Genomic DNA, 17,298 nt, shown 5'->3' with positions numbered 1-17,298 from the left:
AAGAGGGTTCTGACCGGCATGTGCGTCTCTGTCGCCACGGCCGGACTGCTCGCCACGGTCTCCGCGACGACCGCCGACGCGGGCACCACCTCCGCCACCGCGAAGGCGGCACTCCCCGAGCACGCGCTCGTGGGCTATCTGCACTCGAGCTTCGCCAACGGCTCCGGATACACCCGAATGGCCGATGTCCCCGACAGCTGGGACATCATCGACCTGGCCTTCGGCGAACCCACCTCCACCACCTCCGGCGACATCCGCTTCAGCCTCTGCCCGCAGACCGAGTGCCCGAACGTCGAGTCGGAGGAGGAGTTCAAGGCCGCCATCAAGGCCAAGCAGGCCGCGGGCAAGAAGGTGCTGATATCCATCGGCGGGCAGAACGGCCAGGTGCAGCTCACCACCACCGCCGCCCGCGACAAGTTCGTCCAGTCGGTCGGGGAGATCATCGACCGGTACGGACTGGACGGCCTGGACATCGACTTCGAGGGCCACTCGCTGTCGCTGGACGACGGCGACACCGACTTCAAGAACCCGAAGACCCCCGCGATCGTCAATCTCATCTCGGCCGTGAAGTCGCTCAAGGCGAAGTACGGATCCGACTTCACCCTCACCATGGCCCCGGAAACCTTCTTCGTGCAGTTGGGCTACCAGTTCTACGGCTCGGGCCCCTTCGGCGGCCAGGACCCGCGCGCCGGGGCGTATCTCCCGGTCATTCACGCCCTGCGGGACGACCTCACCCTGCTGCACGTGCAGGACTACAACTCCGGACCGATCATGGGGCTCGACAACCAGTCCCACACCATGGGCAGCGCCGACTTCCACATCGCGATGACGGACATGCTGCTCACCGGCTTCCCCGTCGCGGGCGACACCAACAACGTCTTCCCGGCGCTGGACCCGTCCCAAGTGGCGATCGGCCTGCCCGCGAGCCCCAACGCGGGCAACGGTCACACCCAGCCCAGTGAAGTGACCAAGACCCTGAACTGCCTGACGAAGAAGACCGACTGCGGCGGCTATCAGCCCCACGGCAGCTGGCCCGCCCTGCGCGGACTGATGGCCTGGTCGATCAACTGGGACAGCTTCAACGGCGGGGAGTTCGCGAAGAACTTCGACGCCTACTACGGCGGCTGACGCCGCATCGGACACTCGTCGCCGGCCGCACCGGGCGGTCCCGGTACGGCGTCCCCCGTGCCGATGTCAGCCGGCCACGCCGCCGGCGAATGGCATCCTCCGCCATTGGTCGACGGCCGGCTTCAAGTACTCCATCAGCTGCGGCAGTTGCGGTACGAGCGAGAGGGAGGCGAGGGCCCGCAGCATCCCCACGGCGTTCACGAAGCCCAGGACGTCCTCGTTCAACGGCCTCATGCCATTGCGCTGCGCGCCGCGGTTGTAGGCGGATTCGAGAGTCGGCCCGAGAGCGGCCAGGTCCCACTCGACGGGGCCCAGCGTGACCAGCTCGAAGTCGGCGTAGAGGTCCCCGTCCGCCCCGGAGAAGATGTTGGCGGGCGGGGAGTCGCCGTGGATGGGCTGGAGGTCGATCCCCGGGAACGCCGTTTCGAACGCCGCGCGTGAGCGCACAAGAGGTTCCAGGACCTGCCACTCGCGGCGTGCGCGCTCCAGATCGGTCGGGCCGATCAGGTCGGGGCGCGTTTCGAGCAGATTAAGGCTGTCCGCGATGAACTGTGGTTCAGCCGCGGACAGAAAGGACAGTGGGCCCGGGTATGCGCGCATCGCGGCGTGCAGGTCAGCGGTGATTTCGGAGTTCGCCACATAGTCGGGCTCGTTGTCCCGGTCCTCCTCGACGAACTGCCAGAAGGTCATCGAGAATCCGTCGCGCTGAACGGGCTCCAGTGGCACGAGAGGACTGGGCGGGATCACGGGGGTTCCCCGGTCTGCGAGCCACCGTGTCACCTCCAGTTCCGCCTGCTGGCGGCGTGCCTGGGATTCGAGGTCCACATAGCGCGGCAGGACGGTGGGAACCCGCGCCACGACCGGGGCGGGCGCAAGGTGGACAACCACGGAGAACAGGTCATGGAGCACCTTGGCATCGGTCACGGTGAGTCCGAGATCACGCGCTGCTCCGACAGCCGCGTCGACCGCGGCGGAGGTGCGGCGGGCGATGTGGTGTGGTGTCACAGTATCCGTCACGGCCCGATCGTCGCATGTCCGCCGAGCAGGTGGCGCGGAGCGAGCGAAAGAGCCGTGCCGGCTCTCCCTCCGGGCAACGCCGTACCCGGCTGATCGGGTAGGGGCCGGGCACCCCGTGCCGTATGCACGTTTCCGCGGGCGATGGGCGGGGACCCACCCTGTGTGAGCCGAGAACGCGGCAAGGCCACCGGCCCAGCGCGGCTGCGCTTCGACGGATGGATCGCGGGCACAGGCACCTCCTCCGGGACGCGCATCGTGCTGGGGCACTGGGAGCGGTCGCCGTTCGGGCCGTTCAGCGACGTGATGCTCGATCGCCCCGGCGGTGAACGGCTGCTGCTCGCTCCCACGCCGGAGACGGCGGACTTCATCGCCCTCACCTACACCTTCGACGCGGTGCGCATCGTGCCGGTCCGCGTGAGCGTCGAGGCGGGCACCTGGACCGTCGGGGCCGGGGCACTGGACATGCGCTTCACCATGGGGCGGCGAGGACCCCTGGGGCTTCTGCTGCGTGCCGTGCCCGGCGCGCTCGCCCGCCGTCCGGCATGGAGCGCGCTGCTGGACGTCCCCGCCCGCCTGCTGCTGGCCGGTGTGCGGACTCGCGGCAGCGCCGGGGGCGGTCGCCGTGAGTGGTATGGCGCGCGGGATCTGAGGCCGATCGTCGCGGTGTCGGCGGTCTTCGAGGGTGACGACCTCGGCGTGATGGCGCCCGTCGAGCCCCCGGTGCGCTTCGGGTTCGGTTCGGTGCCCCGGAGGCCCAGCGTCACCCGGATCACCACAACGGTGGCACTGGGCCCGGGCCGCACGCCCTTCAGAGCCCGGGCTTGAGCTTGGTCTGAGCACGGGCCTGAGCTTGGCCTGAGCACGGTTCGGCCAAAAGGGTTTGAGGTCGGCGACCTTGGCTAGAAGAGTGACTGACCGAGGTGCTTCGGAAAGCAGGCACACCTGGCGGGAGCCGCGCGCCACGCGCTGCGAGCCCCAGACCGTGCCGTGCCGGCCTCCCGCTCTGCTGTACAGCGACAAGCAGGGAGGAGAGAACCTCGATGAGCGCGACGCGTGCAGGCGCCCGCCGCCGTCACGACGACACTCCTGACACCGCGGCCGACTTCGAGCGACTTGCCGCCATGTCTGAAGGACCCGAGCGGGAGGCACTGGCCGAGAAGCTGGTCGAAGCGTGGCTGCCGATGGCCCACCGCCTCGCCCGCCGCTACCGCAACCGCGGAGAGAACCTGGAGGACCTGGAGCAGGTCGCCGCCCTGGGCCTGGTCAAGGCCGTCGACCGCTACGACCCGCAGCGCGGAGGCGCGTTCCAGCCGTACGCGATCCCCACGATCGTCGGGGAGCTCAAGCGCCACTTCCGCGACTGCGCTTGGGACTTGCACGTGCCCCGGCGGGTGCAGGAGCTGCGCAACAAGGTCCGTGCCACCATCCAGGAGCTGGCCACCACGGAAGGCGTCGACCGCTCCCCCACCGTGGCGCAGGTCGCCGAAGCCGCCGGCATGAGCGAAGAGGACGTGCTCACCGGCATGGAAGCCATCGACAGCTTCCGCTCCCTGTCCCTGGACGCCGAGCTCGCCGGCGCGGACGACGGCTACTCCCTGGCCAACACCCTCGGCCGGCCCGAGGCCCGCTACGAGACGGTCATCGCCCGGGAATCGGTCAAGCCCTGGCTGCACCGGCTGCCGGAGCGGGAGCAGCGCATCCTCTATCTGCGGTTCTTCCGCGATATGACCCAAGCCGGTATCGCCGAGGAGCTGGGCATCTCCCAGATGCATGTCTCACGCCTCATCTCCCGCAGCTGCCACAAGATCCGCAAGCAGGTCGAGGCCGAGCCGCAGCCCGAGAACGTACCCGTGCCCGTCTGACGCCCTGTGGGTGAAGAGACTCCCGGTACGTGAAGCGACACCGCAGTCACCGCACGTATCACGCCGCATGATGATGAAGAAGAAGGAGCCTGCCATGCTCATGGCCCACCCCGCGGTTCTGACCGGGCTCATCCGGCAGTACGAGACCCTGCGCGCCCTGCACGCCGAGAACGGCGGGCCGGAGGCTCGGCAGCGGCTCGATGACGTCGGCTACACACTGTGCGTCGTCACCGGCACCCGCGACGTGGACGCGGCTCTGATCGCCGCCCGGCACCAGCTCCCCGGCGCCCACATCGAGGACGACTCCCTTCTCCCCTCCGCCTGAGAGACACCCCCGCGTGCCCCGGCCGCCGGCCGGGGCACGCGGCATTCCGTCGCGGGCGCACCGCACTGACCGGCCCGTACCGCCCCGCGTGCGCGGTTCGGGCCGGGCGGCTACGGGGTGTCCCCCGAGGCCGTCGCGAAGGGTCCCGCGTCGAGTCCGGTGAGGAAGGCGGCGAGGACGCGGCGCAGGCGGGGTTCCACCTCGACGACCGCGTGGCCGAGCCGGGGGTCGGTCTCGTAGAGCTCCCGCAGGCGCGGGCCGGGGGTGGCCATCTGCCACAGGGCCCCGGCCATGCTGGTCGCCGCGGCGACCAGGTCGACGGTCTGCAACTCGGTCAGTCCGAGCAGTCGTCGCAGCTCGCCGTCGATCAGCTCGATCTCCTTGAGCGTCACCAGCTTGAAGGCGCGCACCGAGTCGATCGAGACATTGCGCTCAAGGTTCAAAGGCGCCTGTGCCAGCAGGTCGCAGAACATCGGCCGAGCCGCCAGCGTGGCGGCGACGACCTCGGCAACCTCCGTGGGCGTCGCGTGCGCCCTCCGTTCGAGATCGCCGCGCAGGTCGGCGGACCACTCCCGCCAGCCTTCCGCGGTGAGCCGCAGGAAGATCTGCTCCCTCGTCTCGAAGTAGCGAAGCAGGGCCGACTTGTGCATCCCCACGGCCGCGGCGATGTCGGTGAGGGTGACGTCCCGGACCCCGCGCTGGTGGCCGAGCGTACGGGCCGCGTCCAGGATCGCCTCTTCCCGCGCCTGCTTGGCCTGGGTACTGCGGGCACGTTGGAAGGCAGGCGTCGTCATGCCCCACATCATAGGAACCCGTAAGGCAACGGCGTTGCATTATTAAGAGAACGGTGTTGTACTAACGACATGAAGCAACAGGTCTGGTTCATCACCGGTTCATCGCGCGGTCTCGGCCGCGCCCTGGTCACCGCCGCCCTCGAGGCCGGCGATCACGTCGTGGCCACCGCCCGCGACCCCAAGGCCCTCGCGGAGGCATTCAGCGAGTACGGCGACCGCGTCCATCCCGTCGCGCTGGACGTCACGCGTCCAGAGGCGGCACAGGAGGCCGTCGAGGCGGCGCTCGCCCGCTTCGGGCGCATCGACGTGCTCGTGAACAACGCGGGATACGCGAATGTGTCGCCCATCGAGACATCGGACGACGACGACTTCCGCGCCCAGTTCGAGACGAACTTCTGGGGCGTCTACAACGTCACCAAGGCCGTACTCCCCACCCTGCGCCGCCAGGGAGCCGGCACCGTCGTGCAGATCTCCTCGATCGGCGGGCGGGTCGGCGGGTCGCCGGGCATCGCCTCCTACCAGGCGGCCAAGTTCGCGGTCGACGGCCTCAGCCGCGTCCTCGCCGTGGAGACCGCACCGTTCGGCGTGCGCGTCATGGTGGTCGAACCGAGCGGCTTCGCCACCGACTGGGCCGGTTCCTCCATGACGGTCCACCCCATCCCCGACGCCTACGACGAGACCGTCGGGGCGATGAACCGGCTGGTGCGGCAGAGCACGACAGGAGCGGCCGGGGACCCTCGGCGCGCCGCCGAGATCATCGTGCGCACCGTCCACCGCGACCAGGTCCCGAGCCATCTCCCGCTGGGCGTGAACGCGACGACCATGGCGCGGGACTACTCCCAGCGCCAACTCGCCCAGGCGACCGCCTGGGAAAAGGTCAGCCGCTCGGCCGACTTCGGCGAGCCCTACCCCGCACAGCTCCCGCCCGAAGGCAGGGCCGAGTAGGGCCCGTTGGGTGAGCGCTGGTCACACCACGCGGGCTGCGACCAGCACGAGGGGCGCCCGCCTACGCGGTCGGGCCACCCGGTCAACGGTCGTCCTGGCCCATCGGGCCGAGGAGCCCCGCCACGAGTCCGCGGGCGTAGGCGGCGTCGAGTCCGGCGGGGCGGAAGAGGATGCGGTACATCAGGGGGGCGACGACACGGTCGATGACCGTCTCGACCTCGGGGATGTCGTCCCCGCGTTCGGTCGCGCGGGCCAGGATGAGGCCGACCTGGTCGGCGGCGTAGGCCGAACACTGGCCGGCGTTGGTGCCGTCGGGGTCGCCGAGCAGGGCGTCGCGGATGTAGGCACGGCCGGCGGGGGAGGCCATCTCGTCGAGGAACTGCTCGGCCCAGGCCGCCAGGTCGGACGCCAGGGCGCCGTGGTCCTTGGGCGCGGTGTCGGGCCGCAGCCGCTCGACCGCCACGTCCGAGAGCAGTTCCGTGAGGTCGCCCCAGCGGCGGTAGATCGTGGAGGGGGTGACCCCGGCGCGCTGGGCGACCAGCGGCACCGTCAGGGCGTCGCGGCCCACCTCCGCTTCGAGTTCGCGTACGGCGGTGTGCACCGATGCCTGGACCCGGGCGCTGCGCCCGCCGGGGCGCACCATCTGCCTGCTCATCCCTCCACCTTAAAGCAAATTTCTTGCTTCTAGACAGTGGTGCGCCCCAGGCCGCTGCCCCAGGCCGCCGTCAGGCCGCCGGTGCGAGCACGCGGGTCGGCTGGGACTGCTCATAGGCGTGGCCGACCCGCAGGAGCACGTTCTCCCCAAGGGGCCGCCCCAGCAGTTGCATGCCGATCGGCAGGCCCGCCATATCGTGGCCGACCGGGACGGACAGTGACGGCACTCCGGTGAGGTTGGCGGGGGCCGAGAGGCGTACGTAGGCGTCGGAGACGGCTTCGACGGTGCCGTCCGCCCAGGTGATCGTCTCCTGGTCGGCCTTGGCCGCGGTGGCCGGGACCGTCGGGGCGGCGATGATGTCGACGTCCGCCAGCACGCGTGCCCACTCCTGGCGCATCAGCGTCCGGGAGCGCTGGGCGCGCAGATAGTCTCCGGCGGGCATCAGTTCCCCGGCTTCGAGCAGGGTGCGCACGTCCACCTGGTACAGCTCGGGCACCGCGCGCAGGGTGCGCTCGTGGTAGGCGGTCGCCTCCGGCACCATCAGGCCCCACTGAGTGGCCTGGATGTAGCGGGTCATGGGGATCTCGACCTCGACCAGGCGTGCGCCGAGGGCCTGAAGCCGGTCGACGGCCTGCCGGACCGCGGCTTCCACCTCCGCATCGACGTGCTCGAAGTAGTAGTTGCGCGGCACGCCGACGCGCAGTCCGGTCAGGTCCTCGCCCGCCCCGGGCCGGTAGTCCTGCGCGGGGGCGGCCAGGGAGGCGGGGTCGCGGGGGTCGTGTCCGGCCAGGGCCGCCAGGACCAGGGCCTGGTCCTCGACGGTGCGGGTCAGGGGGCCGACATGGTCCAGCGACCAGGACAGGGAGGTGACGCCGTGGCGGGGGACGAGGCCGTAGGTCGGCTTGAGGCCGACGACCCCGTTGAGCGCGGCGGGGACGCGGATGGATCCGCCGGTGTCGGTGCCCAGGGCGAAGGTCGCGGCGCCCGAGGCGACGGCCACGGCGGATCCGCCGCTGGAGCCGCCGGCGACCCGGCCGGTGTCCCAGGCGTTGCGGGTCTGCGGGGTGGTGAGCCCGTAGGCGAACTCATGGGTGTGGGTCTTGCCGACCAGGACCGCGCCGGCCGCGCCGAGGCGGGCGGCGACCGTGCTGTCCGCCTGCGCGCGATGGTCGGCGCGGACCCGGGAGCTGGCGGTGGTGGCCACGCCGGCGACGTCGATCAGGTCCTTCAACCCCATGGGAATGCCGTGCAGCGGGCCGCGCGAGCGGCCGGCCGCGGCGTCGTCCGCGGCCTTGCGCGCCGCGTGGCGCGCCTGCTCGGCGGTCACCGTGGCGTAGGCGTTCAGGTGGGGTTCCAGCCGCTCGACGCGCTCCAGGACGGAGTCCACCAGCTCGACCGGGGACAGCTGCCCGGCCCGGATCGCGGCGGCGGCCGCGGTGAGGGACAGTTCATACGGCCGCATCGTGCTGCTCCTCTCGCGCACGGTAGGCGGGGGCGGGCGGGGTGTCGCCGAAGTCGAGTTCGCGCAGGACGGCGACGACCGAGTGGATGTGATTGGCGGTGGCCGCCGCCGCGGCGTGGCGCTCGGGCGGCAGTGGGAGCCCGGCCCGGTCGGCCCAGCGGGCCGCTTCCGGAGGGGTGAGTTCAGCAGCGGACATGACGTCTCCTTCATGGGCCGGAGAGGCGGAGCGGCCCCGGGAGGAGTGACCCTCCGGCGATCCCCGGCGACCCCGAAACAAAAGCTAACGGTTTGCGTTAGTCGACTGTAGGACCTACAGTCCCTTAAAGCAAATGCATCGCTTTTAGCGGGAAGGAGTCCCATGTCCAGCGCCACCTCCGGCGCCCCCGCGCAGTGCCCCTACGCAGCCGTCCCCCTCCGCGAGGCCACGGCCGGCCGCACCGCGTCCCTCGTCCTCTACGCGTCGGTCCTCACGACCCTCCTGGCCGCGTCCAGCGCCCCCACCCCGCTGTACCCGCTCTACCAGGACCAGTGGGGCCTGTCCGCGCTCACCATCACGGTGATCTTCAGCGCCTACTCCCTGACCCTGCTGCTGGCCCTGCTCACCGTCGGAGCCCTTTCCGATCACCTGGGGCGGCGCCCCGTCCTGATGGGCGCGCTGGTCCTGGAGGCCGTGTCCATGATGCTGCTGGCCGCGGCGGACGGCGCCGGACCGCTGATCGCCGCCCGGGTCCTGCAAGGAGCGGCCACCGGCGCGGCCACCAGTGCCTCGGGCGCGGCGCTCCTCGACCTCGATGACCCGCTGCGCCCCGGCCGATCGGCCCTTACCAACAGCATCACCCCGGTGGCCGGCATGGCCGGCGGCGTGCTCGTCTCGACCCTCCTCATCCCCCTCTCCCCCGCGCCCACCGCCACCGTCTACCTGCTGCTGGCCGCGCTGTTCGTGGCGCAGGCGGCCGCGGTCACCTTCACCGCGGAGACCGGGCGCCGACGCCCCGGCGCGCTGCGGTCACTGCTCCCGCGGCTCGGCGTCCCGCCCTCGGCCCGCCGCGCGCTGCTGACCGTGGGCACGGGCGTCGTCGCCGTCTGGGCGCTCGGCGGTCTCTACTCCTCGCTGGGGCCCGCGCTCGTACGCCTCGTGGCCCCCGGCACTCCCCGCACGGCGGGCGGAATGGTGTTCTTCACCGTCAGCGCCGCCGCCGCGCTCACCGTATGGACACTGCGGCGCACGGCGCCGACCACCGCCGCCACCGGCGGCTGCCTGGCCGTCATCCCCTCCGCCGCCCTGAGCCTGGGCGCTCTGCACGGCGCCGGACCGCTCGCGCTGTTCGGCGGCGCGGCCCTGGCCGGCATCGCCTTCGGCGCCGTCTCCCAGGGGGCGCTGCGGATGATGCTCGGTTCGCTCGACGAGCGGGACCGGGCCACCACAGTGGCCGCCTACTACGTCCTGAGCTATCTGGCGATGAGCCTGCCCGCCATCGCCGCGGGCGCCGCCGCCCAGCACTACGGGCTCCGCACCGCCTCCTACGCCTACGCCATCGGCGCCGCTGTCCTCGCCACCGCGGCGGTGGTGGCACTGACCACGTCACGGCGGCGCGCCGCGCCCCGGACCACCAACGCCCTCCCCCGCTGAAGAGCAAGGAAACGACGGACCATGCACACAGCACACAGCACCGACATCCCCTTCTGGACCGTGGGCGACATCACCGTCCACCGCATCGACGAGGTGCTCCTGCCGCCGCAGACCGGGCCGTGGCTGCTGCCGGACGCCACCACGGACGTGGTCACGCGACAGGACTGGCTGCGCCCGGACTTCGCCGACCAGGAGGGCATTCTGCGCATCGACAGCCACAGCTTCGCCTTCGAGGTGAGCGGCCTGAAGGTGCTGGTCGACACCGGCATCGGCAACGGCAAGACGCGGGCCAATCCCGCCTGGCACGACCTGCACACCGACTACCTGGAGCGTCTGGCCGCCGCCGGATTCCCCCCGGAATCCATCGACTTGGTGATCCTCACCCATCTGCACACCGACCACGTCGGCTGGAACACCCACGAGGTGGACGGCTCATGGGTGCCCACCTTCCCCCATGCGCGCTACCTCACCTCCCGCACCGAACGGGAGTTCTGGGCGGGCTACGACATGGACGAACCGCGCGCGCAGATGTTCCGTGACTCCGTGACCCCGATCGAGGATGCGGGGCTGCTCGACCTGGTCGACGTACTGGCCGAGGGCACCGAGGTCGCCCCCGGGCTGCGGCTGATCCCCACGCCCGGCCACACTCCCGGCCATATCGCCCTCCAGCTCACCAGCCGCGACCAGACGGCGCTGATCACCGGCGACTGCATCCACCACCCCGTCCAGCTCGCCCACCCCACCATCGGCTCATGCGTCGACATCGCCCCCGAGCAGTCCGAGGCCACCCGCCGCGGACTCCTCGGCTCCCTCGCCGGTACGGACACGCTCCTGCTCGGCACCCACTTCCCGCCGCCCACCGCCGGCCGTGTGATCACCCACGAGAACACCTACCGGCTCTCTCCCGTACACCCGAACGCGCGGTGACGACGGGACGTACACCGAGCGCGGCCCACCCCATCAGGGCACCCCGTCAGGGCAGCTCCGGGCCGCGGTACTCGCTCATCGCGTCGATGAGCCAGCGCGCCAGATAGTCGGCGAACGAGGACCGAGGGAAGAGCCGGTAGGTCGGGGCGCCGTCGACCTGCCAGAGCAGCACCGCGACGGGCCCCACCGTGGTCGACACCGCGTGGCCGGGGCCGAAGGCCCGGGGGTGGAGGTCCAGCGGGCAGCCCTTCTCCAGCACCTGCCGAGCGGCCGGGCCGCTCAGCTCCAGCGTGGTGCGGTTCGCCGAAACGTCCACGACCGAGCCCGGATCCGCTCCGAGTGCCGCCCGCAACTCGGCGGCCACGGCGGTCCCGTCGGTCCCGTCGGCCCGGGACAGCACGAGCCACTCATCGGGTCCGAGCCAGAGAACCGTGTGGGAACCCGATGCGGTGGTGTGGCCGCACTGCCGCGGAAGTGGCGCACCCAGGGACTTCTCGATGCGGACGGCCGCTCCGGAGGCGGGGGCGACGCGCAGGTTCACCATGGTGCTGAACGGCCACTCGGTCAGCGTGACCCCGCGCGGGCCGGTGACGGTGGCGGTGTGCATCCGCTCCGCCAGATGTGCCAGGGGGCTGGTACGCAGCGCCACCGGGCCCGCGCCTGCCCCTGCAACTGCCCCTGCGCCTGCGGCGTTCGTCGGCTCAGCCATCTCGCCTGGTCCCTTCGGGGTCGTAGAGGACGGTGTCGGCCACCAGGACGGGCACCAGGTCCTCGCCCACCGGGGCGAGGAGGGTCTCGCCGATCCGTGCCCGCCCGTCGGCGACGAGGGCGAGGGCGAAGGGGCGGCCGAGGGCCGGGCTGTGGTAGCTGGAGGTGACGTGGCCGAGCATCGGCACCGGCCCGGTCCCGGCGGTGCGGGGCACGTCCGGCGCGATGAGCTGGGTGCCCTCGGGCAGCCGGGTCCGCCGATCGCTCGGCAGCAGGCCGACCAGCTGCTTGCGGTCGGTGCGGGAGGTGTCGGCGCGGGAGTACGAGCGGTTGCCGATGAAGTCCTTGCGCTTGGAGACCACCCAGGACATGCCCGCGTCCTGTGGGGTGACCGTGCCGTCGGTGTCCTGGCCGACGATGATGTAGCCCTTCTCGGCCCGTAGGACGTGCATGGTCTCGGTGCCGTACGGGGTGATGTCGTACGGCCGGCCGATCGCGTACACCTCCTCCCAGACCGCCGGGCCGTACCACGCGGATACGTTGATCTCGTAGGCGAGTTCGCCGGAGAAGGAGATGCGGCAGATGCGGGCGGGGATGCCGGAGGCCAGGGTGGTCTCGCGGAAGGCCATGAACGGGAAGGTCTCGTTCGACAGGTCGATCTCGGGGGCGAGATGGGCCACGACCTCGCGCGACTGGGGGCCGACGACCGCGATCGTCGCCCACTGCTCGGTCACCGAGGTGCAGTGGACGTCGAGCTCGGGCCATTCGGTCTGCAGCCACTCCTCCAGCCAGTCCAGGACGGCGGCGGCGCCACCGGTCGTGGTGGTCGTGAAGTAGCGGTTCTCGCCGAGGCGCAGCGTCACACCGTCGTCGAAGATCATCCCGTCGGGCTTGCACATCACGCCGTAGCGGGCCATTCCGGGCTTCAGCTTCTTGAAGGCGTTGGTGTAGATGCGGTTGAGGAACTCACCCGCGTCCGCGCCCCAGATCTCGATCTTGCCGAGGGTGGAGGCGTCCATGAACGCCACTCCCTCACGGGCCGCGCGGCACTCGCGGGCCACGGCCGTGTCCATGTCCTCACCGGGCCGGGGGTAGTACCGGGGGCGCTTCCACTGCCCGACGTCCTCGAACACCGCCCCGTGGGCGAGGTGCCATGGGTGGATGGAGGTCGTGCGCTCCGGATCGAACAGCTCGCCGCGCTCACGCCCGGCCAGGGCGGCGAAGGCCACCGGCGTGTAGGGCGCCCGGTAGCCCGTGGTGCCGATCTGCCCGGGTGACGCGCCCGCGCCGAGGGCCTCGGCGATCACGCCGATCGCGTTGACGTTGGAGGTCTTGCCCTGGTCGTTCGCCGTACCGAGCGAGGTGTAGCGCTTGATGTGCTCGACGCTGCGCATACCGGCGCCGGTGGAGCGCCAGACGTCGGCGACGGTGACATCGCGCTGCAGGTCGACGAAGTGGGTGTCCCAGGTGGCGGGTTCGCTGTCGGGACCGGTGCCGGGTGCGGGCACCAGCCACAGTGCGCGCACCGGGCCCGCCGCGGCCCGGGGCCGCGCGTCGCGGGACGGCGGTTCGGGCGAGGCCACCGGGAACCCGCTGTGCGTCGCGGCCCGCGCACCGGCCCGCGCCCCTTCGGCGAGACAGCCGTCGAGGTCGTACGTCCCCCGGGCCGCGCCGACGATGTGCTGGTCCCGTACGGTGCCGTCGGGGACGAAGGCGACCAGGTCCTCGTCCCAGCGCAGCGTGCCCTGGCGCTGGCTGTGCAGGTGCACCACCGGGCTCCAGCCGCCCGAGACGGCCAACAGGTCGCAGTCGAACGACTCGCCCTCACCGATGAGTTGACCCTCGGCGTCGAGAGCCCGGACGGTGACACCGGTGAGCCGGTTCCCGCCCGCGGTGTCGACCACCGCACTGCCCGTCAGCACCCGCACCCCGCTCGCCACGGCGACCTCGGCGGCCCGGCGGGACAGCTCGGGCCGCGCGTCCACGACGGCGGCGATGTCGATCCCGGCGGCATGGAGATCGGCCACCGTGTCATAGGCGCTGTCATTCGTTGTGCCCACCACGGCCCGCGAACCCGGCGCCACCGCATACCGGTTGAGGTACGAGCGCACCGCCCCGGCGAGCATCACCCCGGGCCGGTCATTGCCCGCGAAGACCAGCGGACGCTCGTGAGCGCCGGTCGCCAGGACCACCTGGCGGGCCCGGATGTGCCACAGCCGCTGCCGCGAGACGCCTGCGGACGGCTCGGGAGCGTCGGCGCCGAGGTGGTCGGTGCGCCGCTCCAGGGCCAGTACGTAGTTGTCGTCGTAACTGCCGAACACCGTGGTGCGCCGCAGGACGACGGCCTCGGGGGCGGCGTCGAGGGCCGCGCGTACTCCGGCGACCCACTCGAGGGCGGTCTGTCCGCCGACCCGCTCGGTGCGCCCCGAGAGCAGCGAACCACCGGGCTCGGGCCGCTCGTCGAGGAGGATCACCCGGGCGCCGGAGCCTGCCGCAGCGGCGGCGGCCGCGAGCCCGGCCGGCCCGGCGCCGACGACCAGGACATCGGTGTGGACGTACTTCTTGTCGTAGCCGGCGGGGTCGGGGCTCGGGTCGAGCCGCCCCATCCCGGACAGCGTCGTGGCGGACAGGCCCTCGTACAGCTCTGCCGTCGTGGCGGGAAGCATGCCCTCGGAGCACGGGCCGTCGATCTGCAACAGGGCATTGGGCTCCTCAGGACCCGCGGCGACGATGCCGCGGGGACGACCGCGGTAGATCGACGGGGCGGCCTCGACGCGCCCGTTCGCCAGCATCGCCGAAGCGACGGTGTCCCCGGGGTGCCCGGTCATCTCCCGGCCGTCGACGGTGAAGCGCAGCACGGTGCCGCGGTCGACGCGGCCCCCCTGCGGGAGCCGGAATCGCTGGTCGGTCATCGGTTGCCTCCGGCCGGTTCGGCGGGCTGGTGGACATCCGCCCGGCCGGGTAGCTCGGGGCGGGGCTCGTCGAGCCGGTAGGCGGCCAGCACGTCGTAACTCACCGTGTCGCGCAGGACGTTGAACCAGCGGCGGCAGCCGACGCCGTGCATCCACCGCTCGGCGAACGGCCCCTTGGGGTTGTCGCGGTAGAAGACGTACGCGGCCCACTCCTCGTCGGTGAGTTCCGCGGGGTTTCCGGGGTAGGGGACGTGGGCCTGTCCCCCGTAGTGGTACTCGGTCTCGTCGCGAGGACCGCACCATGGGCAACTGATCAGCAGCACGATGTCCTCCTCAGTGAGCCACGGCAGCGGCGCCGTGTTCGTCGATCAACGCGCCCGTCGTGAAGCGTTCGAGGGCGAAGGGGGCGTTCAGCGGATGCGGCTCGCCGGTGGCGATGGTGTGGGCGAAGGTCCAGCCGGCGGCCGGGGTGGCCTTGAATCCGCCGGTGCCCCAGCCGCAGTTGACGTAGAGGTTCTCGACGGGGGTGGTGCCGATGATCGGGGAGGCGTCCGGTGTGACATCGACGATGCCGCCCCAGGTCCGCAGCACATGCGCGCGGGCGAAGACGGGGAACAGCTCGACGGCGGCGGCCATCTGCCGCTCGATCACATGGAAGGAGCCGCGCTGCCCGTAGCCGTTGTAGGCGTCGACGCCCGCGCCCATCACCAGCTCGCCCTTGTGTGCCTGGGAGACGTAGACGTGCACGTGGTTGGACATCACCACGGTGGGGTGCACCGGTTCGTGCAGTTCGGAGACGAGCGCCTGGAGCGGATGGGACTGCACCGGCAGCCGGACGCCGGCCCGCTCGGCCAGCACGCTGCTGTGCCCGGCGGCCGCGAGGCCGACCCGGCCGGCGAGGATACGGCCGCGGCTGGTCTCGACGCCCACGACCCGGTCGCCGTCCTTGAGGAAGCCGGTGACCTCGCACCCCTGGATCAGATCCACGCCCATCTCATCGGCCCGGCGGGCCAGCGCCCAGGCGACGTGGTCGTGCTTGGCGATACCGGCCCGCGGCTGGAAGGTGGCGCCGAGAACCGGATACCGAGTGCGGGGCGAGACGTTGAGGATGGGGCAGACCTTGGCGACCTCGTCCGGCTCCAGCCACTGGGCGTCGACCCCGTTGAGGCGGTTGGCGTTGACCCGGCGCACGCCCTCTCGGACGTCCTGGAGGGTGTGCGCGAGGTTGAGGACGCCGCGCTGGCTGAACAGGAAGTCGTAGTCCAGCTCCTCCGGGAGCCGCTCCCACAGTCCCAGCGCGTGCTCGTAGATCGCCGCGCTCTCGTCCCACAGGTAGTTCGAGCGGATGATCGTGGTGTTGCGCGCCATGTTGCCACCGGCCAGCCAGCCCTTCTCCAGGACGGCGACATTGGTGATGCCGTGGTTCTGGGCGAGGTAGTAGGCGGTGGCCAGGCCGTGGCCTCCCGCGCCGACGATGACGACGTCGTACGAGGAGCGCGGCTCGGGGGTGCGCCAGAGGAAGTCCGGGTGTTCCGGCAGCGGCGTGGCGGTCATGCCGCGTCTCCGTTCGGGCGGGGCGGGTGGGGCAGCCGGGGATAGAGGGGAAACGCGGTGGCGAGCTTCTCCACCCGGTCACGCAGCAGGCCGGTGCGCTCGTCGCCGAGCCGCTCGTCCATCAGGGTCTGCGCGACGATGTCGGCGACCTCCCTGAACTCCGCCGTGCCGAAGCCCCGGGTGGCCAGGGCGGGGGTGCCGATCCGCAGTCCGGAGGAGACCATCGGCGGGCGGGGGTCGAACGGCACCGCGTTGCGGTTGACGGTGATGCCGACGCGGTGCAGCCGGTCCTCGGCCTGCTGCCCGTCGAGCGCGGAGGCGCGCAGATCGACCAGGACCAGATGGACCTCGGTGCCGCCGGTCAGCACCGTGATCCCGGCCTCGGCCACATCGTCGGCCAGCAGCCGTCCGGCGAGGACGCGGGCGCCGTCCAGGGTGCGCCGCTGGCGCTCCGCGAACTCCTCGCCCGCCGCCACCTTGAAGGCCACCGCCTTGGCCGCGATGACATGCTCCAGCGGGCCGCCCTGCTGCCCGGGGAAGACCGCGGAGTTGATCTTCTTGGCCAGATCGGCACGGCTGAGGATCACGCCGCCGCGCGGGCCGCCGAGCGTCTTGTGCGTGGTGGTCGTCACGACATCGGCGTACGGCACCGGGCTCGGGTGGAGGCCCGCGGCCACCAGCCCGGCGAAGTGCGCCATGTCCACCATCAGATACGCGCCCACCTCGTCGGCGATCCGCCGGAACGCGGCGAAGTCCAGCCGACGGGGGTAGGCCGACCAGCCGGCGACGATCATCTTGGGCCGGTGGGCGAGCGCGAGCCGCTCGACCTCGTCCATGTCGATGCGCAGATCGGACTCGCGCACGTGGTACGGCACGACCTTGTACAGCTTGCCGGAGTAGTTGATGCGCATGCCGTGGGTCAGATGCCCGCCGTGCGCGAGGTCGAGGCCGAGGATCGTGTCGCCGGGCTGCAGCAGCGCGAACATCGCGGCCGCGTTGGCCTGGGCGCCCGAATGCGGCTGCACGTTCGCCGCCTCGGCGCCGAACAGCTCCTTCACCCGGGCGATGGCCAACCGCTCGATGACGTCGACGTGTTCACAGCCGCCGTAGTAGCGGCGGCCGGGGTAGCCCTCGGCGTACTTGTTGGTCAGGACCGAGCCCTGGGCCTCCATGACGGCGGCCGGGGCGAAATTCTCCGAGGCGATCATTTCGAGGGTCGACCGCTGACGGTGCAGCTCGGCGTCGACCGCGGCGGCGATCTCCGGATCGAGCTCGCTGAGCGGAAGGGAGTGAGGGGAGGTGACCTGGGTGGGCGGGTTCGCTGCCATGTGCGCACCATCCTGGGAGGCGAACTGCTGGACCACTGATCGGCAACTGAT

At 71.5% G+C, this 17,298-nt stretch carries 16 protein-coding genes and 1 pseudogene; 7 read left to right on the top strand and 10 right to left on the bottom strand.

The genetic code is table 11. From position 1 onward, the window contains the following. Positions 1-51: 51 nt before the first annotated feature. Positions 52-1,128, top strand: a pseudogene (locus ACFYOY_RS20350) (chitinase); the annotation flags it as partial. A 66-nt stretch (positions 1,129-1,194) separates the two neighbouring features. On the opposite strand, the gene ACFYOY_RS20345 reads toward ACFYOY_RS20350, so the two are convergent. After that, positions 1,195-2,145: a phosphotransferase family protein gene (locus tag ACFYOY_RS20345; protein ID WP_388588530.1), complete on the bottom strand. Its 951-nt coding sequence runs from the start codon at positions 2,143-2,145 to the stop codon at positions 1,195-1,197. 141 nt (positions 2,146-2,286) lie between these two features. On the opposite strand from ACFYOY_RS20345, the gene ACFYOY_RS20340 reads away from it, so the two are divergent. The 3 genes from ACFYOY_RS20340 to ACFYOY_RS20330 all read left to right on the top strand — a co-directional run bounded on the left by ACFYOY_RS20340 (position 2,287) and on the right by ACFYOY_RS20330 (position 4,332). Further along, the gene (locus ACFYOY_RS20340; protein WP_351887778.1) at positions 2,287-2,970 is read left to right on the top strand and encodes a hypothetical protein; all 684 of its coding nucleotides are present in this window, start codon (positions 2,287-2,289) and stop codon (positions 2,968-2,970) included. 215 nt (positions 2,971-3,185) lie between these two features. After that, positions 3,186-4,007, top strand: coding sequence for a SigB/SigF/SigG family RNA polymerase sigma factor (locus ACFYOY_RS20335; RefSeq protein ID WP_388588527.1), 822 nt, complete (start codon positions 3,186-3,188; stop codon positions 4,005-4,007). A gap of 94 nt (positions 4,008-4,101) precedes the next feature. Then, the gene (locus ACFYOY_RS20330; RefSeq protein ID WP_351887772.1) at positions 4,102-4,332 is read left to right on the top strand and encodes a DUF5133 domain-containing protein; all 231 of its coding nucleotides are present in this window, start codon (positions 4,102-4,104) and stop codon (positions 4,330-4,332) included. Positions 4,333-4,442: 110 nt separating this feature from the next. On the opposite strand, the gene ACFYOY_RS20325 is transcribed toward ACFYOY_RS20330, so the two are convergent. Then, positions 4,443-5,126 (bottom strand): TetR/AcrR family transcriptional regulator, encoded by a 684-nt coding sequence (locus ACFYOY_RS20325; protein WP_388588524.1) that lies wholly within the window; start codon positions 5,124-5,126, stop codon positions 4,443-4,445. A gap of 69 nt (positions 5,127-5,195) precedes the next feature. Here ACFYOY_RS20325 and ACFYOY_RS20320 point away from each other — a divergent pair, with 69 nt between their 5' ends. After that, the gene (locus ACFYOY_RS20320; protein WP_351887766.1) at positions 5,196-6,071 is read left to right on the top strand and encodes an SDR family NAD(P)-dependent oxidoreductase; all 876 of its coding nucleotides are present in this window, start codon (positions 5,196-5,198) and stop codon (positions 6,069-6,071) included. Between the two features lie 82 nt (positions 6,072-6,153). On the opposite strand, the gene ACFYOY_RS20315 is transcribed toward ACFYOY_RS20320, so the two are convergent. The 3 genes from ACFYOY_RS20315 to ACFYOY_RS20305 all read right to left on the bottom strand — a co-directional run bounded on the left by ACFYOY_RS20315 (position 6,154) and on the right by ACFYOY_RS20305 (position 8,384). Then, positions 6,154-6,726: a TetR/AcrR family transcriptional regulator gene (locus ACFYOY_RS20315; RefSeq protein WP_351887763.1), complete on the bottom strand. Its 573-nt coding sequence runs from the start codon at positions 6,724-6,726 to the stop codon at positions 6,154-6,156. A 70-nt stretch (positions 6,727-6,796) separates the two neighbouring features. Continuing rightward, positions 6,797-8,188, bottom strand: a complete 1,392-nt coding sequence (locus ACFYOY_RS20310; protein ID WP_388588519.1) for an amidase — start codon at positions 8,186-8,188, stop codon at positions 6,797-6,799. Beyond that, positions 8,175-8,384, bottom strand: a complete 210-nt coding sequence (locus ACFYOY_RS20305) for a hypothetical protein (RefSeq protein ID WP_351887758.1) — start codon at positions 8,382-8,384, stop codon at positions 8,175-8,177. Before ACFYOY_RS20305 ends, ACFYOY_RS20310 begins: the two co-directional genes overlap by 14 nt. A 162-nt stretch (positions 8,385-8,546) precedes the next feature. Between ACFYOY_RS20305 and ACFYOY_RS20300 the strand changes: the two genes are divergently transcribed. Together ACFYOY_RS20300 and ACFYOY_RS20295 are read left to right on the top strand one after the other, a co-directional pair. Further along, complete coding sequence (locus ACFYOY_RS20300) at positions 8,547-9,818, top strand: MFS transporter (protein ID WP_388588516.1); 1,272 nt, start codon at positions 8,547-8,549, stop codon at positions 9,816-9,818. Positions 9,819-9,839: 21 nt separating this feature from the next. Then, positions 9,840-10,745 carry an MBL fold metallo-hydrolase gene (locus ACFYOY_RS20295; protein ID WP_351887752.1) on the top strand — a complete coding sequence of 302 codons (906 nt, stop codon included), beginning with the start codon at positions 9,840-9,842 and terminating at the stop codon, positions 10,743-10,745. 46 nt (positions 10,746-10,791) lie between these two features. Here ACFYOY_RS20295 and ACFYOY_RS20290 read toward each other — a convergent pair whose 3' ends face one another. Genes ACFYOY_RS20290 through glyA form a run of 5 tightly spaced genes read right to left on the bottom strand, consistent with a single transcriptional unit; the run spans position 10,792 to position 17,247 of the window. Continuing rightward, positions 10,792-11,454 (bottom strand): sarcosine oxidase subunit gamma, encoded by a 663-nt coding sequence (locus ACFYOY_RS20290; protein WP_388588513.1) that lies wholly within the window; start codon positions 11,452-11,454, stop codon positions 10,792-10,794. Beyond that, positions 11,447-14,365, bottom strand: coding sequence for a sarcosine oxidase subunit alpha family protein (locus ACFYOY_RS20285; protein WP_351887749.1), 2,919 nt, complete (start codon positions 14,363-14,365; stop codon positions 11,447-11,449). The genes ACFYOY_RS20290 and ACFYOY_RS20285 overlap by 8 nt, the downstream gene beginning before the upstream one ends. Beyond that, positions 14,362-14,688: a sarcosine oxidase subunit delta gene (locus tag ACFYOY_RS20280; RefSeq protein ID WP_388588510.1), complete on the bottom strand. Its 327-nt coding sequence runs from the start codon at positions 14,686-14,688 to the stop codon at positions 14,362-14,364. Before ACFYOY_RS20280 ends, ACFYOY_RS20285 begins: the two co-directional genes overlap by 4 nt. A gap of 10 nt (positions 14,689-14,698) precedes the next feature. Beyond that, positions 14,699-15,919, bottom strand: a complete 1,221-nt coding sequence (locus ACFYOY_RS20275; protein WP_351887745.1) for a sarcosine oxidase subunit beta family protein — start codon at positions 15,917-15,919, stop codon at positions 14,699-14,701. Then, complete coding sequence (gene glyA, locus ACFYOY_RS20270) at positions 15,916-17,247, bottom strand: serine hydroxymethyltransferase (RefSeq protein WP_351887742.1); 1,332 nt, start codon at positions 17,245-17,247, stop codon at positions 15,916-15,918. Before glyA ends, ACFYOY_RS20275 begins: the two co-directional genes overlap by 4 nt. Between the last annotated feature and the right edge of the window lie 51 nt (positions 17,248-17,298).

Origin of the sequence: Streptomyces sp. NPDC007875, assembly GCF_042868035.1 — a bacterium.
Lineage (GTDB): Bacteria > Actinomycetota > Actinomycetes > Streptomycetales > Streptomycetaceae > Streptomyces > Streptomyces antimycoticus.
This window is presented reverse-complemented; position numbering and strand designations above follow the sequence as displayed.